The 24,995-nt window shown below is 40.4% G+C and carries 26 protein-coding genes; 16 read left to right on the forward strand and 10 right to left on the reverse strand.

The genetic code is table 11. From position 1 onward, the window contains the following. Window positions 1–24: 24 nt before the first annotated feature. Window positions 25–1,353 (forward strand): PAS domain-containing sensor histidine kinase, encoded by a 1,329-nt coding sequence (locus AB4140_RS02140; protein WP_371999605.1) that lies wholly within the window; start codon window positions 25–27, stop codon window positions 1,351–1,353. Between the two features lie 150 nt (window positions 1,354–1,503). Here the strand turns inward: AB4140_RS02140 and AB4140_RS02145 are convergent, their stop codons facing one another. Next, window positions 1,504–2,937 (reverse strand): hypothetical protein, encoded by a 1,434-nt coding sequence (locus AB4140_RS02145; protein WP_303445753.1) that lies wholly within the window; start codon window positions 2,935–2,937, stop codon window positions 1,504–1,506. An 835-nt stretch (window positions 2,938–3,772) separates the two neighbouring features. Here AB4140_RS02145 and AB4140_RS02150 point away from each other — a divergent pair. The 10 genes from AB4140_RS02150 to AB4140_RS02195 all read left to right on the forward strand — a co-directional run bounded on the left by AB4140_RS02150 (window position 3,773) and on the right by AB4140_RS02195 (window position 12,085). Next, window positions 3,773–4,156 (forward strand): MAPEG family protein, encoded by a 384-nt coding sequence (locus AB4140_RS02150; RefSeq protein ID WP_102438632.1) that lies wholly within the window; start codon window positions 3,773–3,775, stop codon window positions 4,154–4,156. A gap of 140 nt (window positions 4,157–4,296) precedes the next feature. Next, window positions 4,297–5,943: a LytS/YhcK type 5TM receptor domain-containing protein gene (locus AB4140_RS02155; RefSeq protein WP_198589937.1), complete on the forward strand. Its 1,647-nt coding sequence runs from the start codon at window positions 4,297–4,299 to the stop codon at window positions 5,941–5,943. A gap of 18 nt (window positions 5,944–5,961) precedes the next feature. Beyond that, window positions 5,962–6,732 (forward strand): LytR/AlgR family response regulator transcription factor, encoded by a 771-nt coding sequence (locus tag AB4140_RS02160; protein ID WP_371999608.1) that lies wholly within the window; start codon window positions 5,962–5,964, stop codon window positions 6,730–6,732. Window positions 6,733–7,006: 274 nt separating this feature from the next. Further along, a complete protein-coding gene (locus tag AB4140_RS02165) occupies window positions 7,007–8,212 on the forward strand; it encodes an OFA family MFS transporter (RefSeq protein ID WP_102438629.1) in 1,206 nt (401 codons plus the stop codon). A gap of 240 nt (window positions 8,213–8,452) precedes the next feature. Next, window positions 8,453–8,839 carry a ribosome recycling factor family protein gene (locus tag AB4140_RS02170; protein ID WP_102476319.1) on the forward strand — a complete coding sequence of 129 codons (387 nt, stop codon included), beginning with the start codon at window positions 8,453–8,455 and terminating at the stop codon, window positions 8,837–8,839. Between the two features lie 803 nt (window positions 8,840–9,642). Beyond that, complete coding sequence (locus AB4140_RS02175; RefSeq protein ID WP_371999610.1) at window positions 9,643–10,158, forward strand: DUF1566 domain-containing protein; 516 nt, start codon at window positions 9,643–9,645, stop codon at window positions 10,156–10,158. A 122-nt stretch (window positions 10,159–10,280) separates the two neighbouring features. After that, window positions 10,281–10,415, forward strand: coding sequence for a hypothetical protein (locus AB4140_RS02180; protein WP_371999612.1), 135 nt, complete (start codon window positions 10,281–10,283; stop codon window positions 10,413–10,415). A gap of 15 nt (window positions 10,416–10,430) precedes the next feature. Beyond that, entirely contained in the window at window positions 10,431–10,673 is a 243-nt protein-coding gene (locus AB4140_RS02185) for a hypothetical protein (protein WP_371999614.1), read from the forward strand. Between the two features lie 237 nt (window positions 10,674–10,910). Beyond that, a complete protein-coding gene (locus tag AB4140_RS02190) occupies window positions 10,911–11,402 on the forward strand; it encodes a hypothetical protein (protein ID WP_371999616.1) in 492 nt (163 codons plus the stop codon). A gap of 398 nt (window positions 11,403–11,800) precedes the next feature. Then, window positions 11,801–12,085, forward strand: coding sequence for a hypothetical protein (locus tag AB4140_RS02195; RefSeq protein WP_371999618.1), 285 nt, complete (start codon window positions 11,801–11,803; stop codon window positions 12,083–12,085). Between the two features lie 212 nt (window positions 12,086–12,297). Here AB4140_RS02195 and AB4140_RS02200 read toward each other — a convergent pair whose 3' ends face one another. The 6 genes from AB4140_RS02200 to AB4140_RS02225 form a co-directional block, all read right to left on the reverse strand. Continuing rightward, window positions 12,298–12,981, reverse strand: a complete 684-nt coding sequence (locus tag AB4140_RS02200) for a metallophosphoesterase (protein ID WP_371999620.1) — start codon at window positions 12,979–12,981, stop codon at window positions 12,298–12,300. Between the two features lie 24 nt (window positions 12,982–13,005). Then, entirely contained in the window at window positions 13,006–13,308 is a 303-nt protein-coding gene (locus AB4140_RS02205) for a hypothetical protein (RefSeq protein ID WP_371999622.1), read from the reverse strand. Between the two features lie 92 nt (window positions 13,309–13,400). Next, the gene (locus AB4140_RS02210; protein ID WP_371999624.1) at window positions 13,401–13,799 is read right to left on the reverse strand and encodes a DUF1413 domain-containing protein; all 399 of its coding nucleotides are present in this window, start codon (window positions 13,797–13,799) and stop codon (window positions 13,401–13,403) included. Between the two features lie 444 nt (window positions 13,800–14,243). Beyond that, on the reverse strand, window positions 14,244–14,729 hold the full coding sequence (locus tag AB4140_RS02215; protein WP_102520125.1) for a VOC family protein: 486 nt from the start codon (window positions 14,727–14,729) through the stop codon (window positions 14,244–14,246). Window positions 14,730–15,021: 292 nt separating this feature from the next. Continuing rightward, complete coding sequence (locus AB4140_RS02220) at window positions 15,022–15,633, reverse strand: TetR/AcrR family transcriptional regulator (RefSeq protein ID WP_102477138.1); 612 nt, start codon at window positions 15,631–15,633, stop codon at window positions 15,022–15,024. 153 nt (window positions 15,634–15,786) lie between these two features. Beyond that, on the reverse strand, window positions 15,787–17,211 hold the full coding sequence (locus AB4140_RS02225) for a coniferyl aldehyde dehydrogenase (RefSeq protein ID WP_371999626.1): 1,425 nt from the start codon (window positions 17,209–17,211) through the stop codon (window positions 15,787–15,789). Window positions 17,212–17,591: 380 nt separating this feature from the next. Between AB4140_RS02225 and AB4140_RS02230 the strand changes: the two genes are divergently transcribed. Beyond that, window positions 17,592–18,023, forward strand: a complete 432-nt coding sequence (locus tag AB4140_RS02230; protein ID WP_102437970.1) for a universal stress protein — start codon at window positions 17,592–17,594, stop codon at window positions 18,021–18,023. Between the two features lie 103 nt (window positions 18,024–18,126). Here the strand turns inward: AB4140_RS02230 and AB4140_RS02235 are convergent, their stop codons facing one another. Further along, on the reverse strand, window positions 18,127–19,824 hold the full coding sequence (locus AB4140_RS02235; RefSeq protein ID WP_371999628.1) for a PH domain-containing protein: 1,698 nt from the start codon (window positions 19,822–19,824) through the stop codon (window positions 18,127–18,129). Beyond that, window positions 19,817–20,569 carry a PH domain-containing protein gene (locus tag AB4140_RS02240; protein WP_371999630.1) on the reverse strand — a complete coding sequence of 251 codons (753 nt, stop codon included), beginning with the start codon at window positions 20,567–20,569 and terminating at the stop codon, window positions 19,817–19,819. Before AB4140_RS02240 ends, AB4140_RS02235 begins: the two co-directional genes overlap by 8 nt. A 160-nt stretch (window positions 20,570–20,729) precedes the next feature. On the opposite strand from AB4140_RS02240, the gene AB4140_RS02245 reads away from it, so the two are divergent. Continuing rightward, the gene (locus AB4140_RS02245) at window positions 20,730–21,086 is read left to right on the forward strand and encodes a winged helix-turn-helix domain-containing protein (protein ID WP_102437967.1); all 357 of its coding nucleotides are present in this window, start codon (window positions 20,730–20,732) and stop codon (window positions 21,084–21,086) included. Here the strand turns inward: AB4140_RS02245 and AB4140_RS02250 are convergent. Further along, a complete protein-coding gene (locus tag AB4140_RS02250) occupies window positions 21,063–22,754 on the reverse strand; it encodes a diguanylate cyclase (RefSeq protein WP_371999632.1) in 1,692 nt (563 codons plus the stop codon). The two genes, AB4140_RS02245 and AB4140_RS02250, sit on opposite strands and share 24 nt — an antisense overlap. A 336-nt stretch (window positions 22,755–23,090) precedes the next feature. On the opposite strand from AB4140_RS02250, the gene AB4140_RS02255 reads away from it, so the two are divergent. The 3 genes from AB4140_RS02255 to luxS all read left to right on the forward strand — a co-directional run bounded on the left by AB4140_RS02255 (window position 23,091) and on the right by luxS (window position 24,982). Further along, window positions 23,091–23,759: an alpha-ketoglutarate-dependent dioxygenase AlkB gene (locus tag AB4140_RS02255; protein WP_241903504.1), complete on the forward strand. Its 669-nt coding sequence runs from the start codon at window positions 23,091–23,093 to the stop codon at window positions 23,757–23,759. A 148-nt stretch (window positions 23,760–23,907) separates the two neighbouring features. Continuing rightward, complete coding sequence (locus AB4140_RS02260) at window positions 23,908–24,207, forward strand: BolA family transcriptional regulator (RefSeq protein WP_102437964.1); 300 nt, start codon at window positions 23,908–23,910, stop codon at window positions 24,205–24,207. A gap of 265 nt (window positions 24,208–24,472) precedes the next feature. Continuing rightward, the gene (luxS, locus tag AB4140_RS02265; RefSeq protein ID WP_102437963.1) at window positions 24,473–24,982 is read left to right on the forward strand and encodes an S-ribosylhomocysteine lyase; all 510 of its coding nucleotides are present in this window, start codon (window positions 24,473–24,475) and stop codon (window positions 24,980–24,982) included. Window positions 24,983–24,995: the final 13 nt, after the last annotated feature.

The raw sequence follows: 24,995 nt of genomic DNA on the forward strand, positions 1-24,995 counted from the left end.
ATCAACTTAGAGAACAAACCTTAAATGAGCCTACGTAACAAACTGGTACTGTCAAATTTAGTCTGCACCCTAGTGTCGTTGTTGCTGGCTTACGGCCTGTGGCAATGGCTTGGGGATGAGTCAGTATGGGCCGCGGTGGTTGTGAGCTTGGGCCTGTGTTTTCTCATCAGTATGTACCTGACTCGTCAACTGGGCGAAAGTTTACAAGCGCTGGAAGTCGGCTTACTCAACTTTAAAGATAATGAATTTAGTGTGTCATTACCTGAATATGATGAGCCGCAACTGAATGAACTGGCTGATTTATATAATCAAGCTTCAGCAAAACTACGCAAAGAGCGGCAGTTTATTTATCAGCGTGAATTAATGCTCGATAAAGTGATTCAAAACTCACCTAACATCATGTTGCTGGTGGATGATCATCAGCGGATTATTTATGCCAACGATGCTGCCAGACACTTATTTAATCAGGGGATTAGAATTGAAGGCATGTTGCTTTCAGAGCTGATTTCAGTATTACCTAGTGCGTTAAAGCAGGCATTAGAGAGTGAGCATGAAGGCTTGTTTTCCATTGATGCTAATGGCGAAGGGCTAAGTGACGATAGCGCGGGTGAAATCGAAACCTGGCATATCTCACGCGGGCAATTTAATAAAAATAATCAACGTCATCATTTAATTCTACTTAAACAACTCACCAAAGAGCTTAATCGCCAAGAAGTGGCGGTGTGGAAAAAAGTCATCCGCATTATCAGCCATGAGTTGAATAACTCTGTGGCGCCTATTGCTTCAATGGTCAATTCTGGCAGAGTACTCACTAAAGATTTTGATAATGAAAGATTAGCGCTGATATTCGATACCATTGAAAATCGCACCGCCCATTTAAGCCAATTTATTTCCCATTATGCCCAATTCGCTAAGCTGCCTTTACCTAAAAGATCGCCAGTTAATTGGGACAATTTAATCGAGCAGTTAGCCCAGCAGTATCGGTTCAGTTTAACTTCAGCATTGCCGCAACAAGCCATTGCCTTAGACTGTGTGCAATTAGAACAGGTGTTAATCAATCTGCTTAAAAATGCCCATGAATCTGGGACTGATAAAGACGGAGTCACTATAGCGTTTCTAGAGGTCAGTCATCCGCTTACTGGGGTGATGATCACCATTGAAGATAACGGTTTAGGCATGTCTAGCGAGGTGTTATCTCAAGCCTTATTACCGTTTTATTCAACTAAACAATCGGGCACTGGCATTGGCTTACCCTTATGCCGCGAAATAGTTGAAGCTCATGGTGGCCATATCACCATGCAAAATCGTAAAGAGAAAGGCTTAAGCGTTAAATTGTGGCTGCCAAATGAGTAGTCGTACTTAGTTAATAACGGTAAGAATAAAGAAAGCCCAATAGGTAGTCTCTATTGGGCTTTTTTGAAGTGTTAATCATAGTATTAATAACAATATCACTGTTTAAGCGAGTGATGATTGTTATTGATAAGTGCTACGTATAAGAGCTGTTTATAAATACTCAACTTCCAATGAAATCAACATCGCATCATCATCTTCAGAGGTGAACTCGGCTTTTAATACAAAGTCATCACTTTCGACATTAATGATCTCATACCATGCACTGGCTTGATCGCTAAAGTGTGCCAACATAGCTTCACGGGTGGCTGGGATATTAATGGATTTTAAATAAGCCATAAACTGCTCATCAGACTCAATAGGGTAGTTAATACTCTCAGAGAGTTTTACTTTTTGAATGACATTATTGTAATGCTTAACCTGCACATTTTTTGACAGTAAACTCCAAACGCCGTTGTTTGAAAATTGAATAACATTAGGCACAAAACGGTTAACTAGCGCATCGAGCGTGCTGGGTTGATTGTTCTCAGTAGGTAAAAGTACTTCAGTTAACTTTTGGCTATTGAGCTCCGAAAATAATATCTCATCATTATCACGGCTGTATTTTCTTGATTTAAAGGTGAAACCTGTGAGCAGTAATTCAGGCTCATCGCTGGTGATAGAAGAAAACTCATCAAACTCTAACGTCAGTAAGTTTTTATGATTGGAGACGATATATTCTTCAGTACTGGTTTGCTTTAAATAATCAAGCTTATTGCGCACTTGCAGTACTTCATCACGGTATCCGGCTTTATCATCAATCAGCCAGTTATTATCAAACCTTTCGTTGTAGCTAATTAAATTTTTGCCATTGTAGTTAAGTAATGAGCGATCTTTATAGGATATTTGCTGAATTTTATTGTTGTCGATAATAAACCACAGCTCGCGGCCATATAGCCATGCTTGGGATTGATCTTTTAGGGTAAATAAAGCGCTGGCAGGACCTAGTAATTCAATCAGACGTTGGGTTGAATCATCAATGCTAACCCCGTAGGCGCTAGATAGAGTCACATTAGTTGAAGGAAAGCTTGCTTCTCTTGCAAGGCTAGATAATTCTTTTTCTGACAGTATTGTAATCGCAGGGCTAATTTGTGACTGCGCTAAAGTGACTTGTGGCGCAGTGGTCGTTTTGGGTTTAGCTGCAATGCGATTGGTCGTTGCTGCTGTTGAAACCTTAGTGGCTGGCGCCGGTTTTTTAAAGCTAATGGGTTTACGACTAAGTTGATTATAAGCAGTTTTCACCGAAGATAACCGGTCATCTTCGTCGCAAAAATCAATTAAGTCAGCAGTGATAATAATTTTATTGGCTTCAATTAAATTAGTAATAATGACGGCATCGACCCGCTTTTGTTTGGCTTTTTTCTGGATCAGGCGAAAGCTGGTTTCTATTAATTTATCATTTGAGCTATTTTTAAGGGTATTTTCCACATAGATGCCATCGATCACTGTTGGCGTGCACACAGGCAGATGATCGAGTATCGGTGGTAACGATTTAGCTGAAACTTGTAAACTGACAAAGAGTAAAATGAGAACCAGTAATCTGTTCATAATTTAGCGCTTCCTTGTGGGTGTTTTTATTATTATCCATCACGAAATAAACGTCATTACATACACGATGGTTAAAAGTAACTAATCAATTAGCCTTCTTTTTCATGAGGTTATTTTTGTCACTCCAATTCATTATCAGCTGGAGCACAAGCTCTAACTTAACAATTCATTAACAAAGGTGTCAAAAGATTTTTAGGAATAAGTAGTTAAAAAATGTGCATAAAAACAACTGTTGTTGTTTGATAATGATACAGCTAGGGTGGCGAGTATTAGAGTCATAATCTGCCAATGGTTTATCTATTTATTAGCAATGACTGACAAACCCTGAACGCGTGAAGGGTTGCGATCGTGACAGTGGCACAAATTGCAGTGAACAGAGCACTCAGCTAAAGCTTTGATCTAAAGCTTTGATCTAAAGCTTTGATCTAAAGCTTTGAGCTAAAGAATTTAGCTAAAGTATAACTTATCGATATTATGCATAAAATGGTTAGATTTATGCTGTCAGTAGGCTGGGGTTCATTGCTGGAGGATTACCTTTAGTAACCTCAATCAGGGCGCTGTATCAGTTGCATTGGTGAAGCTGTTACTAGGCTGTTATGACTGACAGCTAATTTAACCAAGGTGTGTTTCTGATTTTAAAGGCTTAATAATGAATCACTTTGTTTAAAATAAATTCTGATGACTGTGCATAAGTTAGTAGTAACGGTTTTACAGGGTGGAATGGTCCATGGGTAATCAATTATTTATAAAACATTAGCTGAATAAAACATTGGGCTTAAAAAGTAATTAATGATTTACTAGTAATTAATGACCTTAACTTACTCGGGCTGCTTTTATGCAAACGTTACTGATTTGTCTGTTTATCACAATCTTATTACCCTATTTAGCCAAGGGGCCAGTTGCTGTGGCAATGGCAAAACTCGGCGGTTATGACAATGCACATCCGCGGGCACAGCAAGCCAAGTTAACCGGTTTTGGCGCAAGAGCACTAGCAGGGCATCAAAACGCCTTTGAATCTTTGATCGTTTTTGGTTTATGCAGTTTAACCGCGATCGCAACTGATAATGTTAATGCTACTGTTTCGACGTTAGCTATGGTGCATGTGGTTGCTAGAGTGAGCTATCACTTGCTGTACTTAAAGGGCTTATCAACTATGCGCTCACTGGCTTGGTTTGTGGCAATTTTCTGTTCATTTGGCATTTTTTGGCAAGCTTTTTAAGCTTGGAAAATTTTAAACTTCTTTAATCGATATAAACCTTTCTACAATTTACCTTTAAGGTCAAATACTGGCATTGTAAAAATTTCATCATATAATTCTTATACCTATTGTTATCAATTAGGTTTATTAGAGGCGCTGCTATGTATACCGAGCAATTAATGATGTTAATCGCCGTATTTGAACGGGCAGCCTTAATGCTGATGCTGCTGTTTTTGCTCACTCGCACCCGCAGCTTTCAAAAAATCATCACCAAACCAAATCGAAAACCGATTGAGATGGCGATGATGTCGCTGTTATTTACTTTATTTGCGGTTATGAGCACCTACACCGGCATTGAGGTCGATGGCTCCTTGGTTAATGTGCGTATTATTGCAGTGTTATCTGGCGGTATCCTTTTTGGCCCTTGGGTGGGGATCCCAGCAGGTATCATCTCAGGGCTGCATCGTTACTTAATTGATCTTGATGGCGCGACTTCAACCGCCTGTTTAATATCGAGTATTTTTGCAGGCTTTCTGGCAAGTTGGATACATGTCGGTGTCGATAAAAAACACTATACCTGGTATGGCATTTTAGCGGGGGTTATCTGCGAGGTGCTGACCATGGTGCTGATTGTGGTGTTTTCAGATGATTATGAGCAGGCAATGGTGATTGTGCGTCACATTGGTTTGCCGATGATATTGGGCACTGTGTCCATCGGGCTGATTATCAAGTTAGTGCAAGATATTGACGATGAAAAAGATTGGATTGCTGCGCAGCAGGCAAAATTGGCCTTAGATATTGCCAATAAAACCTTACCTTATTTTCGTCAAAATGATCGTCAGTCGTTAATTGCGGTTTGCCAGATCATCCGCCTTGATACGCAAGCGGATGTGGTGGCGATAACTGATACCACCTCAGTACTGGCTTATGTGGGTATAGGTCAAGAAAACTACCTAGAGCCCCACAATAAAATTAACGAGATGACCGAGCAAGCCGTTGCCACAGGCAAACAAATTATTAGCAATAACCTTGATGCCCATGACTTTCATTCATTGTTAATCATTCCATTAATGGAGAACAATGTCGTTACTGGTACCTTAAAAATATTTTACCGTGAGCCTTATCAAATTAAGTCTTCACTGCGGGAAATGGCGGTGGGATTATCGCAGCTGATTTCTACCCAAATGGAAGTGTCGCGCATCGAACAGTTAAAAACCATGGCCTCAAAAGCAGAGTTTTCGGCGCTGCAAAGTAAAATTAATCCGCATTTTTTATTTAACGCCCTCAATGCTATCTCTACGTTAATACGTATTCGGCCTCAGCAAGCTCGAGAATTGATCGCCAAACTAGCGGATTTTTTGCGCTTTAATTTAGATCACACTGATGAGCTGATAGATATCCAAGAAGAGCTGCAACAGGTGCGGGATTATGCCGCGATTGAGCAGGCGAGATTTGGGCCTAAATTAACCGTCAGCTTTGATATTGATGATGTACACACTTGTGTGCCAAGCTTACTGATACAGCCGCTGGTGGAGAATGCCATTTTACATGGCATTCAGCCTGCGTCTTATCCTGGTGAGGTGCTGATTACGGTTAAAAAGCAGCAAGATGATCGGGTGAAAATTACCATTCGTGATACTGGGGTTGGCATCGATCCGGCTTTGATTGATAAGTTGCACCAAGGAACCATAGACAGCACGAGCATCGGCTTGATGAATGTACACCAAAGGTTAAAGCTACTCTATGGTGCTGGCTTAGAGATTACTGCATTGACAAAAGGCACTGAGATGTCTTTTTTCATTCATTAGAAGGCTATAGGGGGAACTATGTTAAAAGCCTTGATTGTAGAAGATGAATACCTAGCACGAGAAGAGCTGATTTATTTGATCGCAACCCATAGTCAGATTGAAGTGGTAGCGACCTTCGATGATGGTCTTGAAGCTTTTAAATACCTGCAAAGCAATAAAGTGGATGTGATATTTCTTGATATTAATATTCCATCCATTGACGGTATGTTATTGGCGAGAAACATTCATCAATTTTCTGAAAAGCCGCATATCGTGTTTGTGACTGCCTATAAAGAGTACGCCGCAGATGCCTTTGAGTTAGAAGCATTTGATTATTTGCTCAAGCCTTTTAATGAGCAGCGGGCTATTGGGGTGTTGCAAAAACTTGAGCAAGCTCAAAAACACCTACCAGCGGCAGATATCAATGTCGAGTCTTTGCCAGTGAATACCGACAAGCCCAAGCCTAAGGCCAGCAGCCTTAATCGGACCATTAATTTAACCCAAAATAACCGCATTGTGGTCAGCTATATTAATGATATTTATTATGCGGTTGCCAACGAAAAAATCACTGAGGTATATACTCGCGAAGGGGTGTTTCATGTGCCTTATACCATTACTGATTTGATGGAACTTTTACCGAGCGAATCGTTTTTTCGCTGCCATCGATCCTATTGCATTAATATCGATAAAATTCGTGAGATCATCCCTTGGACCAATAGCACCTATCTGTTAAAACTGCGCGATATTGACGGTGAAGTGCTGGTGAGTCGCAGTAACATAAAAACCTTTCGAGCACTGATGAACTTATAACCGCTGCTGTCATTGGCTAGCTAACGAACTATTCAACACCGCCTACCCATAAAGACGACTCAAAAAACGATACAACCACCCTTGCTACTGCAGATAAGCTCACTCAGCATTTAACCCCCATAAATGCATTTCATGCCGATATATTGCATTTGATGCCGCTATTTTACAGCTCATGTTTTAGTTAATTCAGACTCTTGTCTTCCTCTCAAAAAGCCGTATTTTGACCACCATATTGTTAAATTAATCATTAATTATTGCTGTGGAGAGTGACACTATGTCAGCACAAATATCAAACCGAGCGCGTATTATGACGCTTATTGGTACCATTTTGGCGCAGTTTGCCTTGGGTTCGGTATACACATGGAGCTTATTCAATGCCCCGTTAGCTGAGAAACTGTCGCTTCCAGTGAGTAATGTGGCGTTTACTTTCGGTATTTTAAGTTTATCACTAGCCGTGGCTTCGTCAGTGTCAGGCAAGTTACAAGAGCGCTTTGGGGTTCGTAATGTCACCATTGGTGCTGGGCTATTAATCGGCGCGAGCTTATTTCTTACTGCGCATGCAGATAGCCTATTAATGCTATATGTATGTGGCGGCCTGTTAGTGGGTTTTGCTGATGGTACCGGTTACCTAATGAGCCTATCTAACTGCGTTAAATTATTCCCTGAACGTAAAGGTTTAGTGTCTGCTTGTGCTATTGGTGCTTATGGCCTTGGCAGTTTAGGCTTTAAATACATCAACATGTATATGCTGACCCATTCAGGTTTGGCGATGACATTTGATACATGGGCTGTGATTGCCATGGTGCTAGTCATTGCGGGTGGATTAATGATGAAAGATGCCCCCCTTCAAGAAGTCTCAACCGCAGAAAACAGCGTTGCAAACAGAGACTTTACACTGGCGCAAGCAATGAAATCATCACAGTTTTGGGTACTAGCATTAATCTTTTTAACCATCTGTATGAGTGGCTTATACGTGATTGGTGTGGCAAAAGACATTGGCGAAGGTTATGTACATTTAAGTATGGCAACAGCAGCATCTGCAGTGGCAGTGATTGCGGTGGCTAACCTTTCAGGTCGTTTAGTTCTTGGTGTGTTATCTGACAAAATGGATCGCATGAAAGTCATCAGCATTGCGCTTATTGTATGTTTAGCGGGTGTCGGTTCGCTGTTATTTGTTCACTTAAATGCGTGGAGCTTTTACTTAGCCGTTGCCTGTATCGCCTTTAGTTTTGGTGGCACCATTACTGTGTTCCCATCGCTAGTGAGTGACTTCTTTGGCCTTAACAACTTAACCAAAATTTATGGCTTTATTTATCTTGGCTTTGGTATCGGCAGCATCATTGGCTCTATTGTCGCTTCGTTATTTGGTGGCTTTGTTCCGACTTTCTACTTAATGCTAGGACTTATCGTATTATCAACCGTCATCTCTTTCATGGTGAAGTTACCAGAAAACAAGCCTTCTTTAGCCATGGCTAGCTAGTTTTAATTGCGCTATTGGGCCAAGAGGTCTGAATATAGCGTTAAGCTTTTTTCGTTCCAACCTCCTTTACGCCGCAGCAATGCGGCGTTTTTTTATCTGAACTTAAACAGGTCAGCTTAAGTCTTTGAAAAAGTAGTGCACTTTAACTCGCCAAGCTGCTTTCTCATGTTTAGATTGGTGTTATTGGGGTATGATTCATTATTAATCAAAGGCCCTCAATGAGTATTAACCAATCCTCCTATGAATGAAGATATCACCATTGCACTGCCTTCGCTTATTCATCGCATCGGTGGCAGCGCCGCCAAGCAGGCTAAAGATATGGCTACGCAATATGGTTGTGAGCTTAAGCGAGTGCGTCGTTCTCGCAATTGGCAACTCGTGGGAGATGCCATTAATATTCAGTCTTTTGCCGCACAGTTATCAGGGCAAACTAATAATGAGTTTGCCTACCTGATAAAAAAGCTAAACATCGCACTGCTTGAACATAGTGACAAGTTAGAACCATTAGCCGTAAAACTGGTGCGCCTGCTCACTGAACGCCCGAGTACCACCTTAGCTGAGTTGATACAAAGCACCGGCTGCACAGAGGTTGAAGCCAGAGTGGCTCGTTTTGAGGCTGACTCTTAGTGATGATGCTTTAAGGTGTTATAAGCAGGGCAATGTTGCTGTTTAGATGAAGTATTACAATTTGAATTGGCTTCCATGCCAAGCTCACGAGTTCTCGGAATAAAGAGTCTCGATGACCTCAATTCAAATTGAGTCTTTTAGACTTTTAATGTTATAGATTTCTAACGTTAGCTCTTTTATTGCCACGAATGCAGTCAAATCGAAGAGATAATAACCCCTGTGTAGATGCAGCAGCGAGCTTCTGACTGCCAAGGATGGCGGGAACAGTCATTATTTGTCGGGAACAAATATGACCAAAACAGGCATTTGTTGTGGCAAAGTTTATGGGCCTTTTGACTTATATAAAGAGTGCAGCGTCTCGCAGTTGTATCTGCACATAAGGTCGCTGTTTCACATCTAACTCATAGGGATATGGGTTAGATGTCATTATGATGTAGGGAACATCATTGACTATGTGATCGCGACATTCGTATATTCTATATAGCACCTGCGGCAGGCAATAGATTAAACTGAAGTAATGGACTACTGAAAAAGAGCCAATATAAACGAAGTATAAAGTTGGTGGCTGTAACGCATTTATGCCCAATTATGAGCTAGAAACCTGAGTCTAAATCATCTTGATGTGTAAAAAAATAGGTACATTTATAGCTATTTACCGAAGCAGGTTGCAAAGGGCGTTTTTAAGATAGATTTTTCTGTAAATAGACGTATATTGAAAACTAGTTTAGTACTCCGAACGAGACTTAACTTTATCTTTATACTTATGTTATTTTATTTTGATATATAATAATCGGTAACAACTTATGACTTTAATATCAGAGCAAAAAACAGCTATTAATATTGATGATGGGGTTCTGGCCTGGCTTGATAAAGAGACAGGTTTAATGTGGGAAGTAAAAACACAAGAGACTATTGGATACTGGTATTGTTGGCATAAAACATACACACAAGCACTCGATATAACCATGCAGGGGATTCACCCTAATATACATGACTGTACTTCATATGTTGAATGGCTGAACAGTAATAAATATGCTGGTTTTTCAGATTGGAGAATACCAGAAGTATCTGAACTAGAAACCTTACTAGAGCCTTTGGCAGAAACAAAAAAGATCAAACTCGCTTTAAGTCATAACTCCTATCCAGCATATTGGAGTAACACCCCAAATATTGCTTTTAATGTATTTCGAGTATCTGCGAGCTCATATAAGGATACAGCGCATATCCCTGGAGTTAAAATCATCGACTTTGATAAGGGATTTAGAGGAAATTATGCTCCAAGTAATACACTTTGGCTACGCTGTGTTCGAAATGCATAGTTGACCACTTCATATAGATAACTGTATAAAATCAGAAGTGTTATTGAAGCTGCACGCTAAGATAGAAATTGAGATAAGTTAATGATAAACGCGTTGGCTACATTACTAATGAGCTAAAAATAATGCATCCAGAACGTACAGTTCACTGTAGTTTGATGATTGCGGATCTTGATCAAATTCAAAGTGTTTTATTAGAAGCATATAAAGCATCACTATCATTATCTGGCATCGATATTGATCAATTATTAGATGCCTAACATTCGGACATCACCATGAAAAATATTTTGCTTTTAGGTTTTATTTTTGTTTTAGCGGGGTGTGGTTGCTATGAATCGACAGAAGCTGCATGGCAAGCATGTGATGAGAAATATAATGGCAAATGTAGATATTTAGGTTCCGATTTTAAGGTCTGTGATGGAACTGAGTTTAATTTTTTCAATGACAAAAAGTGCATCGATCCAGGGAATTATAGTAGTGCTGCGGAGCAAGACTATTACGAGCATGGGTGCCAATAACACTAATTACACATAATTTTTATTAGCTTAAATAAACCGCTATAAGTCGGAACGTCAACAGCTGCCTATTATTCATGCCTCACAATTTTAACCAACTATTTGCGTCCACTTAAGTGGGCGTTACAAACTCGCTTATGTCCAAAAATAAGCTAGATAAGCTCTAATGTAGTGGCCAGTTTTAGTTAGCCACTACAAAATACTAAAACGTTATATTCACATCCAGCTATGGAGTTAAATTTGAAGATAAATATACTTTGGACATCAGGAATAGAATTAGAAAGCGCCTATGAAGCCGATGGTGTTTCAGACTTTGGAATTTATCAAGTTTATGGTGCTCACCCTGTTTATGGTAATCATGTACTTCTGTATATTGGTCGCTCAAGATGCCAGACATTTGGTGGTCGCTTTTTAAGGCATGAAAAGTGGCCTCTTAACCAAGATAGTAAAAATGTTAAAGTATATTTTGGTCGATTAGCTTCTGAACACGAAGTTACAAATTCAGATTGGGATAATATGATTGACATAGCTGAGAAATTGTTAATTTTCGCTCATCAGCCAGCTTGTAATTCTTCTAATATAAATAGCGCTGGTGAAGAAATCCCAAAGGAAGCACATGTGCTTAATTGGGGGGATAGAGGGTTACTGTTACCTGAAGTCTCCGCAAATAGATTCAATGCTGGTGATGGCTATAATTTGCCACTTGGCTTCGAGGTCATTGAAGATAATTGAATAAAACAAGGAACTTAAACGGAACTAAAACATTTCTGTCCATTAGCGTGTCAGTACGGGTATCTTGGCGGACACGAATCTGCCCCAAAACGAGTTTCAATCTATTGTTATAAGCATAATTAGATCTAATACATGCCACAGTTTGCTTGAAAACATACAAAGCACAGGCCAGAATAACTATGCCACTACACATATGTATAGCCAGAATTAGGTGAAAGGAGTGCCAGATGTTTATGACCTCTAATAACTCTAACAGGGAGACCTTGAACCATGGTAATTTGGAAGCGTAAATTATCAAGTGACGCTGTGAAATAGCGACGTTCGTGTCCACTTGATGGCTTTTTAAATTATTGATAGTAAAATATTATTGTTGGAATTTAATTTTGGAGAATATATTGATGGGTGATTTTGAGGACACTTTTGGTTCGGCAGGGATGTCTGATGGTGGAGTGAGTATTACCGATGGATATTCCAGGGATTATAATCAAAACAAGACTAATGATGTACGCAATCTAAAGCAATCAACATTTAACCTATACGCAGATCAGTTAAATAAAGACGATTTTAGTGCAATAAAGTTGGTCGCTATCGAGCTTGCTAAGGTTGGCATAAAACACAGAATTACCCGTAACGATGAAAAAGGTTATAACATTGAGATCTGGGATAATGACCTTTATTGGTAGTGTCTACAGCGCTTTGAGACTGAAAAGTGTAGTGGTTGTAGTGGATTACTTAAACTGGCCAGTTTCTTGTAGGTGATACTCGTACTTCGTCATAGCTTAGGTTATTCGAAATATGGAACAATTCAAAACTTCGTAACGCGTTTTTGTCCAATAACAAGTTAGGTTAGCTCTGATGTAGTGGCTAGTTTTCGTTAGCTACTACGGATCTTGCTTTAAATCGAGATTAAACACTTTTGAAGTAACGTCTCAATGTTAGGTGGCCCCGGATTGATGACTTTTGTATTGCGGATCGTATACTCATTTTTTTTTGGCTGATGTACATGTCCACATAGCAATAACTTAGGGTGGATCTCTCCATACACAATCGCTGCTCGAAGATTATCGCAGCCCCAATCATCACCCTTTTGCTGGGCAGTTGGTGTTTTTCTCGGTGGTACATGGTGCAGTAAAATATCACACTGGTAAAACCTTGATAAATCCTCACAGTTATACTCGACACAACCGATTTTATGACCCATGAATTCGGTGATGCTGCCATCAATAAAGATCCCGTCTCCAGCCAACTCTCGTACCCAATTTCGAGTCGGAATAGGGGGCATATCTAATGTTGTATCATCAAAATCATCAGCATCAAGAAAGCTCAGATCATCCCAGCCCTCATTCTCAGCAGAGGCTTCTTCAACATCGTGGTTACCAGAGCAGATAAAAACCGGTTTAGGCAACTCCTTTAGAAATGCATTATACCAAGAGATCTGTTGCTCAATCGTCATGGAGCAGTTCGGACTATCATCAAACAGGTCACCGGAGATGCACAAGGCATCACCGATAAAACCCTTCTTGATTTGCTCGCAAACCTTAGTGTCAAAATGCAGGTCGGTAACGTGTAATAGTAGCATTCAATACTCCAAATTATTGCCTGTTTAAAGGCTATCCATCTCTGCTAGCTTAAAGGTTCTCGACACATTTCCAGGGTTAAAAGCACGATCTTCCTTGGGCACGTCAGAAGTAAATTTAAAAGGTTTATGATTGGTACCATTTTTAGGAAGTTTGGTTCCGTTTGGGAAGGTGAGCTCGTAGTGGGGCGTACACCCGATGCCCGTCTCTCCGAAGACTATAGTCGCGTCTTCATAACCGCGAAGGTCAGCGATAGCTTGACGAATATAGGCTGGGTTACGTTTTTTTAGGTCTTTTAAAAATGCAAGGTCTATGATTAGTTTACTCATGATGTATTTCCTTTCTTGTGTTGATATCATTTGAATATATGGCGAATTAGAAAGGCGCAACTTATCCTATACGCCCTAGCTTTGGGCAAAATTTATTGTTGAACTACATCGTACTGCTGTTCATTGTTACTCTTTTTGCGGCCTACCTTTAAACACGGAAATTCTCCGTCAGCTACCATGTCTCTAAACTGCTTCCCAAAGACTCTGCGTGTTGCATCGGGCAACTCAGTCCATTGCACTTCACCGACAATCTTTTTCAGACTAACTTCTGTGCCAGCCGTTAGTTGTGCTGACTGAGTTTTAATTAACTCAATAACATGGGATGGTACATATGAGACGGTGTTATCAGTAAGCCCCTCTGCCATTTCATTTGAGGCATCGATGAGTATCTTTTCAACAAGATCCTGTCGAGTCATACCGCGGTGTGTTGCGATGATACTTAACTTACTCAGATTGATTTCATGCAAGCGGACTGTCATAGGTTTTTTCATAGCTCTCTCCTTATTAGATTCTGTTATTAGAATCACATAACAGAATCTCTTCGTCAATACTTTTTTAAAATATAATTTATCCATAAAGGGCGTATGTGTTGTGAAGCGACTCTGGAATATAAGTGGATTTATCAGTATATCGCCAGCTCACAGATAATGGCCTGAGACTAGTAGGCACTTTGAACTAGATCATCAATATTGGACTGTGAGTTAAGCAACTTTGCCATCTCTTGTGCAAATTCAGGATGAAGGGGTTGAAGCGAATTAGCGGTTTGTATAATTTAAGTTACTTTTGTAATTTGAATCGCCATATTTAGGGTAATTAACCTAAAACATTTCTGTCCAAAAGTGATTTAGGCGCTTAAATAATACTTGCCTACAAACTTCTCTAATACAAAAAAAGCAGCTAACCACGGTTAGCTGCTTTTTAAAATTCTTTAATTCTTATGTGTATTCAGAAGAATAAGTTTCTGAATAAGAATGAGAATATAGTTCAAATAAGTTTCCAAATGGGTCTTCTAAATACACCATTTTGTAAGGCTTATTATCATCTTCTGGATGATAGCGCATGATGTCCATTCTGACTTTACCGCCGAATTTTTCAACTCGCTCGATAACGCCTTCAAAGTCATCTGTTTCTAACGAGTAATGGAAGATACCGATTTTAGTGAAGTCGACATGATGTCTTTCTTCGCGGTCTTTCATTTCAAATAACTCAAAGCCGATGCCATCAGAAGTGACGAGGTGGGCTATGTTAAAACCTTTAAAACCCTCACCAAATACCGCAATACACATTCTACCAATGGCAGTTTGTTTTTCTTCGATGACTGCTGAATTGCCCATGACAATTTCAAGACCTAATGCTTGGGTATAAAACTCGACGGCTTTATCCATGTCACCAACCATAATACCTACATGACTCATTTTCATAATAATCTCGCCTTATACGTTAATTGCTAAGTTGTTGCTTGTTCGTTTTGATGGAAGAAGTATAGGGCGAAGTAATTATTTAATAAAATTATCAAATCTTATAAAGATAATAATATTTTGTTATTAAATGTATAGTTGGATCTAGTGCATGCTTGGGTCAATTGTATGCTTGGGTCAATTGTATGGTTGGAGCCGAAAGAGATTTGCTGAAGCGGTTCGTGGTTAAGGCTTAGCACCTTTCGCCAGTCATCAGCTAACTGGCTTTAAAGGAGGTTTTGAATATAAAAGTAGATTACTGAGCTTTCATTGAGCGCCAAAATAATTCAAAGCTTGCTTGGCGCTGGCTTGGGTCATTGCCCCATTGCGGGTTGTCAGTAAAATAGCGAATAGCGGCAAGGTATTGGCCGTGACAGTTTTCAAGCATTAGCGCAACTGGAAAATCAGCAATAATCTTTTGTTGCTGGCCTTTACTAATAAGCTGCACTACAAAATGCAAAATACCGTTCATGGCTTGACCGCGAATTGCCGCATCAATGTCGCTGGACATAGAAAATTGCAAAAAGAAGCGCTGCTTAATAGGGTGCTTTAAGGCCCAATCAATCGCTTGTTGCCAAAGGTATTCGGCATCGGTTTTTAAATCTTCGCCAGCATTGTCAAAGGTGGACAATGCTTGAGTAATGTCATCAGCAAATTCTTGTTTAATTGAAACAAATAAATGATTGAGCAAATCATCTTTACTGGGAAAGTGATGAAATAATGTCCCAGTGGCGACAGCGGCTTTTTTAGCGATGGATGCGGTGGATGTGCCATGAAACCCTTGCTCAACAAATAGCTGTAAAGCGCTATCGAGTATCGCTTGTTTCTTGTCTACTTTAGGTTTTTTGTTGGCTACAGTTTGGGTCATATGCTGTTCGTATTTTCAATGAGCTATTTATTAATGGGCTCTTTATTAAAGGAGTGTTGATGAATGAGCGATTTATTAATCGGGATTTTGAGCGTGCGAGTTTATCACCAAGGCGATAATCGCACACTCAATTATTGGCATTTATCTAGCGCATTAGCGTAAGAAAAACTTCATCAACAAGGCTTGGATTTTAGTGCCATAAGGCGGGTGCACAAATAAACCTGAATTGAACTTGCCGCTTTTTAACACCGTTTTCGCATGGCTAAAAGTCAAAAAGCCTTCTTTACCGTGATAATGGCCCATACCTGATGGGCCAATGCCGCCAAACGGCGCGTCATCGGCTGCCACATGGAAGATAGTTTCGTTAATACATACGCCGCCAGAGTGAGTTTGTTGGATAATATTTTGCTGGGTTTGACTGTTAAAACTCATGATATAAAGCGCTAATGGGCGTTCATTGTTATTGATATATTCAATGGCTTCATCAAGGTCTTTATACCCGATTATCGGCAGTAATGGCCCGAAGATTTCTTGTTGCATAATGGCCATATCTGCACTGACATTGGTCACTAGCTGTGTTGGTAATTTACGTATTTCGCTATCAATGTTGAACTCAGTCGCTGGGTGAATGGTCGCGCCTTTTTGTTTGGCGTCATCAAGTACCGCGAGTAAGCGACTGTATTGGCGCTGGTTAATCACATTGCCATAGTCTTCATTACTGGCAAAATCTGGGTACATGTTATTAAAACGAGTTTTGTAGGCACTGATTAGCGCATCGATTTTGTCTTCTGGACATAAAATATAATCGGGTGCGACGCAGATTTGGCCTGCATTTAAACACTTACCGTAAATAAGGCGCTCAACAGCAGTATCGATATCAATATCAGGCGCTACAATGACTGGTGACTTACCGCCTAGCTCAAGAGTCACTGGGGTGAGGTTATCAGCAGCTGCGCGCATGACATGGCGACCCACTGTTGTAGAACCTGTAAATAATAGGTGGTCAAAGGGTAGGGCTGAGAATTGCGCGGCAACATCGGCTTCGCCTTCCACTACGACCACTTCATCTTGGCTAAATATCTCTGCTAATAAGCGAATCAATACTTGGTTGGTGGCTGGGGTAAATTCTGACATTTTAAGCATGGCGCGATTACCTGCCGCAATGGCGGTAATTAACGGGCCAACAGCCAGCATGACTGGGAAATTCCACGGCACGATTATGCCAACAACGCCAAGGGGTTGGTAATGCACTGTGACCGAAGAAGGGGACAGTAATAACCCGGCATGGCGTTTATTGGGTTTCATCCATGATTTTAGATGTTTCAGACTGTAGTTGATGTTATTCACACAAGGCATGATGTCTGAAATCATGGTGTCATTGGCTGAGCGATGGCCATAATCTGTGGCTAATGCACTAACAAATTGCTCACTATAACTGAGCAACCCGGCTTTGAGTTTATTGAGTTTATCAACTCTGGATTGGTAACTAGGCGCAGGCATTGACTGATAGGCTTGGCGTTGCTGCTGAAGTAATTGTTGTAATGGACTTTGCTGAACATTATTAGCGGCCATATTCATAAAGCGCTCCTAGAGTGATATTGATACTGACATCATTTCAATAAATTAAAAAACCGACTGATTAGTCGGTTTAGTATGTGCTGAGTTAGGTCTAATTGCAAGCCTTTGGATTCTTGAGCTGGGTCAAGGTGGTTTTTTACTATTTGCACTACACTTTAATTAGGAGGATATTTAAGTAGTTTGTATCTGAAACTATCATGTTAACGATGGTTATTTTTTATAACTATGGTCATGATTACAGTGATGATGCTTATGGAAAAGTGACTGAAATTGTTCATACTTTTAGTTTACTTTATACCGCTAGCTATATTTACTTAAATAAGTGGGATAAGTTTGTTTAATGCTAAAGCTCACTTATTTTATCTACAGGAGGAACTCACATGCGTTCACGTTCAATATTATGGCCAACAGATTTTTCTGAAACGGCATCCCATGCGCTGCGATATGCCATTGAAATGGCCAATTTATATGAAGTGGGTATTCGTATTTTACATGTGGTTTCTCAGCCCCTTGGTGACGAGAACTACATGATTTTGGCTATTACTCCTGAGGAACTCGCTAAAAGCATGGAAGAGGCTGCAGCCACCAAAATGCAAAATTTACTTGCTGATTTAAATACTGACTTGAAGGTCGAAACCGTAATTAGGCGTGGTGATGCCATTGAAGAAATTGTCGATGAGGCCAACAAAGGCGACATTGGTATGGTGGTGATTGCCAGCCATGGACGCAGTGGTCTAGCGCATTTTCTGCACAGTAATGTTGCTGAAGAGGTGGCTAATCAGGCCAGTTGTCCTGTGCTAGTAGTTAAGTAGCGCTAGTTAACAAGTGCTAACTAGCGCTAACTCGCATTGGTTGATCATTTAGTGCCCGCTATTAGTTATTCTTCATTAGCCAATATGCCATTAAGATAAGCGTTTATATCCAATTACGGTAATCTTGCTTAATGGTTTGCATGGCTTTTTCGGCAATGAATAAGGCGTCTTTTTCAGCGATATAGGGCAGAGTTAAGCTGCCGCTAGCTAGGCCAATTTCGATATAGGCATGACCGCTGCGTTGTTGCCCTTTTGTTTGGGTGATAGATACGTGCTGTATTTTTTCATAAGGGATCCGTTTCCAATGATGGCCAAATAAGCCGCTATGTTGCCATAACACTTCATCTTCAATCACATAGCCCCACTGCTTGTACCGCAAAAATGTTAATCCCATAACCGCAGTAGCAATCAATAAAGCCACTTCGGAGATGGGATTTAAGCCTGCAAAAATTAAAATCATGACAGCAGGAATGAACATTAAAAAGCCGCGTCTTAAAAACCATGCCAAAGCAATAGCTTGGTATCGCGCTGGGATATTAGTTGTCCCGCCTGCTAATTGCGGTATTTGCGCCAATATTGCAGCAATCTCAGCAGTTTTAACGCTGGGCAGTAACATATGCTCAGTAGTTTTTTGCTCAACCTCTTGGCCTTTAACCTGCTTAAAGTACAGTGTCCATAAGCCTAATAATTTAGCTAAAAATGGCTGACTAAAGTGCACTAGCTGCACTCGGCGAATAGCTAATGCGTCTTGCTGATGGGAGATCACCCCGCCGCTGCGTTGCAGGGTTTGTTGCTGTTTTTCTAATGTATAAGGATGATATTTAAGTACTGCCGCCACAATAGAAATTATTGAAAACAGGCAATATACCAACAACAATGTCATCATAATGGCAATGGCTTGTAGAGCAATACTTGGGCCGCTATAGCTGACAACAGCGCCCCAAAACTGTTGAATAATAGGAAGCTCCACGATCTGCTCCCATTTAATTTGTCCCATAATGGGGCCTGCTATCACCGCAAACCAAATCAAATTATTTTGATAAAAACCAAATTGGATTAGCTGCTTTAAATTACGCACCACAATCGTTTTGTGGGTTTTATTGCTAGGTGTGTTAACACTATCGGCAGTGTTTTCAGTGCTGATTTCATCGATAGCGTCATTAGTTGCAAGCTGATGCTCGGGGGCGAGTTGCAGTAATTGCTGCTTAAGCTTGCTGGCTTGGGTTGAGTCAAGCGCCGATAAATGCGCTTCGTCATCTTTTGAGCCTGCAGTTTCAACGATTAAGGTGCCGAGCTTAAATGGCTTGAAATAAAATGGCTGGCTGTAACGAATATTTTGAATTTTGTTGAGTGGGATTTCATCTTTACGGGTAAAAAACAGCCCACGTTTAATATTGAGTTGTTGCCCTGAAAGCTTAAAGCGGTATGTTTGCCACTGAATAAATGAAAATATAGTCAGTAAAAGTATTGCCGCAACAAAGCCGAGCAGGCCCATTTGTAAATCAAAACCACTCTGCCAACCGGCATACACAACTGGAATGATGGCGTAACCATTAGATAAAATGGCTTTTGCGCTGCCAAAAATAAAGCTTAGCATTGACCAAGGAGACAGCGATTGCCATTGGGTTAATGCATTCACATTATCGTCAGCTGTAGTGGATTTTGAGGCTGATTCTGAAGCCGCTTGTGTCGCTTGTGTCGCTTGAGTTACTTGTGATGACTCACTCTCAGAGGCTTGCAGTGAAGAATGCGCTACTGAAGTCTTGTTATCTTCTTGAGGCTCATTTGACTGGTTACTCATCTGCAGCCTCTTTTGTTCGCGGCTTTTCAGTGCTTATTACAGTGCTTATATTTGAGCTTGTATCTGAGCTTATATCAGAGGCTATATTAGAGCTTATGTCGGAGCCTAAATTAGAGCTTATATTAGAGCTTGTATCTGAGCTTATGCCAGAGCCTATATTAGAGCTTATGTCAGAGCTTATATCTGAGGAGAGCGGTTGTTGATGATAAGAGGCTTTATTCAGTAAGTGCTGCCTTAACTTTTCTGCCAAGGTAAAGCTCAGTCCCGGGAGGAAAATCTCTGCCGCGCCACTGCCAGCACTGAAGCACTTTATGGTGGCTAAGTTGAAGCGCCTTTGCAATGGGTTTTGCGACAAACTCACATGCTGCAAGCGGCTATAAGGTAAAGCTGTGGTCTTTATCCACCATAAGCCTTGGCGTATTAATATTTCATGTTCAAGTACGCCGTAGCGCAACTTTTTAGCCGCCAAAAAGCGGATCAATGTCAGCACGACTCCGGCAATCAATACTCCACTAATGATGAGGTATTCATTACGCCCTAAGGCTTGGTTTAATGTCATGACGACAACTAACGCGGCTAATATTAACAGTAACAGCCCAATGCTTTGGCTGAATATTTGCTTCGGGTAGTTTTTATCTACCTTGGTTAATGTCACTTCTGTATAGCTCTGCCACTTTGCCTCAGCTATGAGCAGTTTTTCTGAGGTGCTAGCTACTGTCACATCTGATTCTGGTGTGGCCGACATATATAAATCCTTTTGCTAAGTTAGTCGCAACTGTTTGCTAAAAGCTTGTTTACTAAAAGCTTGATTGGTAGAGATTGATGAATAATAAGTGTCAATTAGTCTTTCTTAACCACTCATAATCCATTACTTTAAGCTTATATAGTATATGGGATTGAGTAATATGGAAAAAGTAACTGCTGCAGCGGCTAATAATGGATTTTTAGTGCGACCTGTCTCTAAAGCGCAAAAAGCGTTTTTACGTAAAATCTATCTGGCGGGACTCATTGAGCAGCAACAGCATAATTTGTTGTCATTACAAAAGCAGACCCAAATGCCAAGACGCACCTTGCAAGACAACATAGCAGCTTTCACTGACATAGGCATTGATGTGCAATTTGTACAGCAGGGGCAAAGACACAATGCGGGTTTTTATCAGCTGCTGGATTGGGGGCCGATTAATGGAGCTTGGGTAAACAGTCATTTTGATAAAATTACATTAGCACTTGAGCTATCTTTAACTGGCGACGCTATGGGTTAATACCTGTTCACTATTACATATTCTGTTTCTGCCGGCTCGTTTAGCTTGATATAGGTGTTTATCGGCTTGTTCAATTAAGGCTGGTAATTGATAGATTTCAGCATTACTGGTCACTATGCCAATACTGGCTGTAACCTGCACTTTAACGTGTTGGTGCTGCAAATTGAGTTTGGCAATATTTTCACAAATCCGCATTGCTAAACTATCGGCCTCTTTTGCAGCCGTTTGCGGTAAAAAAACAATAAACTCTTCGCCACCCCAGCGCGCCACAATATCATTTTTTCGTAGGGTATCTCTAATGATAGATGCGACTTTAACCAAGACTAAATCACCAAAAATATGCCCATATTTATCATTAATAACTTTAAACTTATCGATATCAATCATTACGATAGAAGGGGTATTACTCGGCGATTCCATAGTGCCATTGGCTTGATTAAATTGCGGCTCCACTAATTGGTAAAAAGCGCGGCGATTATTAAGCAGGGTTAACGGATCCATTTGAGCCATCTTTTCTGCGATCAGTTTTTCATTTTCGATTCGTCTAAATCGCTCAGTTAATGCTAATGCCAGTAAAAGTACATCAATACCTACCCCTATTTCAGCAGCGCGATAAGTAAAGTCATTAAATGGAATATATGACCACACCGCAAGCGCGGTTATGGCAATACCTATCATTGATGATATTGAAGCCAGTAAAAATAACCGTGCGGAAATATTGCCGAAATTTAATGACAGCACCCCTAATACAATCATCAAGCCACTGAATAACAGCATCAAATCAAAAGCAAAAATCAACCCTAATACTCGGTCTTGCAGTATCACTGCCAACAGCATCAATATTGGAAAAAGTACGCATAAGCTTTTTAAGATCTTATGTAATAGCGGCAGTTGATATCGCAGACGTAAAAAGTGGCACGCGAATACAATGCCACTGGAGCAGAAGGTGACCATAAGGATTGGCACAGCCCATTGTTGCCAATAAGGCGAATTTGGCCAAAGCCATAACGAACCATGACCGCTATATGCCATATTTAATATTAGAAAGTTAAGCAGGTATAGGCAGTAGTAAAAGTAGCTTCTCAGACGTAAGCCTAAAAATAAAATAAAGTTATAAATCAGCAGCGCAATAATCGCGCCGTATAAAAAACCGTAACTATAGGAGTTAAATATACTGTTTTGAGCGCTTTGGCTTTCATCAAATAAATATACCGGAATGACCATGGCATCTAAGGTTTGAAGCCTAATTAATACCGTGGTTATACCTGGTGGATAGCTATATTGAAAATTATAGCTGGGTTGAAAAGTCGGTTGTTTATAAAATAGCGATAGATCACCTTGGTGCTCAAAATGAGCAATTCTATCTGAGCTTAGCCAATAAGCACTGACTTCATCGAGCCAGTAATTATCAAAGTGGATGATGCGGTTTATCTGAGTTTGAGTTGGATTATTAATGGATAGACTAATCCATACAGGGTTAGAGCCGATGCCGTAGTTGCTAATTTCCTCGCTGCCTGACTGGAAGTGGCCATTACGGAATAATTGATAAGCTTGCGATGCGTTAATACGATCTGTTTCGGTGTAATACCCTATAGATTGGCCTATTGGCGCGGTGTAAGTCTCAGTTAAGTTGAGCTTTTCAGCATGGGCATTGCTGATGTTGAACATGGCAATGCTTAAGCTGAACATAATGCTTAGATTGACAAGCAGATCCAATATCCATTTCATAAGTGCAATAAACTACCTTTATCTTTTATAGACTAACAGTGCTAAAACCGCCGATAAGATAGTGGCGGCGCTGCTGCAATGACGGTGTTGGGATAAACATTAAGGCGGTTCACCTAGCTTAATAAAACAGCTTACGTTGTAATTTTAGGCTCTCATAAAGTTTAGTGAGTTAATATTAAAAAAATGTAAAATAATTAATTGGTATACTAAAGGATTAGTCACAAAGTGTCGGTTGTCAACGTTAGCCTCTCTTTAAGAGGCAAAAGGAGGGCGGGGGTGAAACAAATCGAGTTTAAATTATCTGATCAGCACAGCAGTGACAATCAAAATAGCCCCAGCGCTAAATCCAAGAGCCATGGCGCGCCAATAACTGCGCCAATAACGTATATAAAGGGCTTTTTATCACGCGGGGAGCAGCAACAGTTGCTAGCCGATGCCGATAGCTACCCCTTTGAAAAACCGATAATTACGCTTTTTGGTAAACAGCATCCTATCCCTCGCGCTCAAGTATGGTTTGCTGATCCTGGTTGTGAATATCAATATTCTTCTTTATTAATTTCACCGCAGCCTTGGCCACACTTATTAGCAGATTTAAGGCAGCGGCTGCGGGATGAACTGCAGTTTAATTGCAACGGGGTATTGGTTAATCGTTATCAAAACGGTTTAGATTCTATGGGCTGGCATAGTGATGATGAGCCTGAAATAGTAGCCAATAGCGCAATTGTGTCAGTCAGTATTGGCGCCAGTCGAACTTTTGCCTTACGGCATAAAAGCCTCAATATAAAACAAAACGTTGAGCTTGAAAGCGGTGATTTACTCATTATGCATCAAGGGATGCAATCACAGTGGCAGCATGCAGTACCAAAGCGTTTAAAGGTTAAGAACTGTCGGTTAAATCTAACCTTTAGGCAGTTAATTGTCGGCTATCATCAATTGAAGGGATAATTCATCAGCGTAATCTTTAACTTACTAGGTTAGCTTGCATTGTTAACTAAAATTGCCACTTAAATCAGATTGCCGACTGGCTAGTTTGATTTATGGGGAGTTAAGCAGTAGTCTTCAAACTTTAAAATGTAGTTATAAAGAGTTTGTTATGTCAGTTGAACAAATCATTAGCGATAAACTGAACCAGTCTTTTAGTCCGATACATTTAGATGTGCTTAATGAAAGCAATCGCCACCATGTGCCGCCTAACTCAGAAACACACTTCAAAGTGGTGGTGGTGAGTGAGCAGTTTGAAGCGCAGCGATTAATTGCCCGCCACCGAGCAATAAATGCTGTGTTAGCGGATGAGTTAGCCAACGGCGTGCATGCACTTTCCATTAATGCATATACTCAGGCTGAGTGGCAAGCATTAGATGCAGTGCCTAAAACGCCAAATTGTAAAGGTTAATCCATAAGGCCATTTATGGTCATTGTAGATTAAGGCAAACTAGCCAAATTAGCTTAAAAATCAAAACCTCGTCTTTAGATGAGGTTTTTTGCTTTTTAGTCTTTAGTGTTTTAATAAAAGTAATAAGTATCGGTCATCAGTTTGTCACACAGACAGGTTATTACATGAAGATAACTCCGGTTTATCCCATGTTTACATAGCTGTCTGGTTTCAATTTTGATGCTATGATGCCAAACATCTTTTACTTAGCCTTAAGGAATGAGTCATGCCTTTACTTGATAGTTTCACTGTTGATCATACACGAATGGAAGCTCCTGCTGTGCGTGTCGCAAAGCATATGAGTACACCTAAAGGTGACACCATTACGGTATTTGACTTGCGTTTTTGTACGCCAAATAAAGATATTTTAAGTGAACGTGGTATTCATACCCTTGAGCACTTATTTGCCGGTTTTATGCGTGATCATTTGAATGGTGACTCGGTAGAAATTATTGATATATCGCCAATGGGTTGTCGCACCGGTTTTTACATGAGCTTAATTGGTCAGCCGACAGAGCGGGTTGTTGCCGATGCGTGGCTTGCAGCAATGGGTGATGTACTTAAAGTGGTTGAACAAAGTGAGATCCCTGAATTAAATGAGTATCAGTGTGGCACTTATGACATGCACTCACTTGATCAAGCCCAAGATATTGCTCGTGCAATCATTGCCGCTGGTGTAAGTGTCAATCGTAATGATGACCTTAAATTGAGTGACGACATTTTAGGTACGCTATAGGCTAGCTGTTAAT

The sequence above is a fragment of the Shewanella sp. 10N.286.51.B2 genome (genome assembly GCF_041469265.1).
Lineage (GTDB): Bacteria > Pseudomonadota > Gammaproteobacteria > Enterobacterales > Shewanellaceae > Shewanella.

Excerpts from the sequence above, each read along its gene's own strand:
- AB4140_RS02245 (WP_102437967.1), top strand. The coding sequence starts at position 20,730 with ATGGAAAAAGTAACTGCTGCAGCGGCTAATAATGGATTTTTAGTGCGA.
- AB4140_RS02175 (WP_371999610.1), top strand. The coding sequence starts at position 9,643 with ATGACTTTAATATCAGAGCAAAAAACAGCTATTAATATTGATGATGGG.
- AB4140_RS02205 (WP_371999622.1), bottom strand. The coding sequence starts at position 13,308 with ATGAGTAAACTAATCATAGACCTTGCATTTTTAAAAGACCTAAAAAAA.
- AB4140_RS02240 (WP_371999630.1), bottom strand. The coding sequence starts at position 20,569 with ATGTCGGCCACACCAGAATCAGATGTGACAGTAGCTAGCACCTCAGAA.
- AB4140_RS02170 (WP_102476319.1), top strand. The coding sequence starts at position 8,453 with ATGAATGAAGATATCACCATTGCACTGCCTTCGCTTATTCATCGCATC.
- AB4140_RS02195 (WP_371999618.1), top strand. The coding sequence starts at position 11,801 with ATGGGTGATTTTGAGGACACTTTTGGTTCGGCAGGGATGTCTGATGGT.
- AB4140_RS02145 (WP_303445753.1), bottom strand. The coding sequence starts at position 2,937 with ATGAACAGATTACTGGTTCTCATTTTACTCTTTGTCAGTTTACAAGTT.
- AB4140_RS02260 (WP_102437964.1), top strand. The coding sequence starts at position 23,908 with ATGTCAGTTGAACAAATCATTAGCGATAAACTGAACCAGTCTTTTAGT.
- AB4140_RS02230 (WP_102437970.1), top strand. The coding sequence starts at position 17,592 with ATGCGTTCACGTTCAATATTATGGCCAACAGATTTTTCTGAAACGGCA.
- AB4140_RS02185 (WP_371999614.1), top strand. The coding sequence starts at position 10,431 with ATGAAAAATATTTTGCTTTTAGGTTTTATTTTTGTTTTAGCGGGGTGT.
- AB4140_RS02200 (WP_371999620.1), bottom strand. The coding sequence starts at position 12,981 with ATGCTACTATTACACGTTACCGACCTGCATTTTGACACTAAGGTTTGC.
- AB4140_RS02225 (WP_371999626.1), bottom strand. The coding sequence starts at position 17,211 with ATGAATATGGCCGCTAATAATGTTCAGCAAAGTCCATTACAACAATTA.
- AB4140_RS02165 (WP_102438629.1), top strand. The coding sequence starts at position 7,007 with ATGTCAGCACAAATATCAAACCGAGCGCGTATTATGACGCTTATTGGT.
- AB4140_RS02235 (WP_371999628.1), bottom strand. The coding sequence starts at position 19,824 with ATGAGTAACCAGTCAAATGAGCCTCAAGAAGATAACAAGACTTCAGTA.
- luxS (WP_102437963.1), top strand. The coding sequence starts at position 24,473 with ATGCCTTTACTTGATAGTTTCACTGTTGATCATACACGAATGGAAGCT.
- AB4140_RS02215 (WP_102520125.1), bottom strand. The coding sequence starts at position 14,729 with ATGAAAATGAGTCATGTAGGTATTATGGTTGGTGACATGGATAAAGCC.
- AB4140_RS02160 (WP_371999608.1), top strand. The coding sequence starts at position 5,962 with ATGTTAAAAGCCTTGATTGTAGAAGATGAATACCTAGCACGAGAAGAG.
- AB4140_RS02180 (WP_371999612.1), top strand. The coding sequence starts at position 10,281 with ATGCATCCAGAACGTACAGTTCACTGTAGTTTGATGATTGCGGATCTT.
- AB4140_RS02155 (WP_198589937.1), top strand. The coding sequence starts at position 4,297 with ATGTATACCGAGCAATTAATGATGTTAATCGCCGTATTTGAACGGGCA.
- AB4140_RS02210 (WP_371999624.1), bottom strand. The coding sequence starts at position 13,799 with ATGAAAAAACCTATGACAGTCCGCTTGCATGAAATCAATCTGAGTAAG.
- AB4140_RS02250 (WP_371999632.1), bottom strand. The coding sequence starts at position 22,754 with ATGTTCAACATCAGCAATGCCCATGCTGAAAAGCTCAACTTAACTGAG.
- AB4140_RS02220 (WP_102477138.1), bottom strand. The coding sequence starts at position 15,633 with ATGACCCAAACTGTAGCCAACAAAAAACCTAAAGTAGACAAGAAACAA.
- AB4140_RS02140 (WP_371999605.1), top strand. The coding sequence starts at position 25 with ATGAGCCTACGTAACAAACTGGTACTGTCAAATTTAGTCTGCACCCTA.
- AB4140_RS02150 (WP_102438632.1), top strand. The coding sequence starts at position 3,773 with ATGCAAACGTTACTGATTTGTCTGTTTATCACAATCTTATTACCCTAT.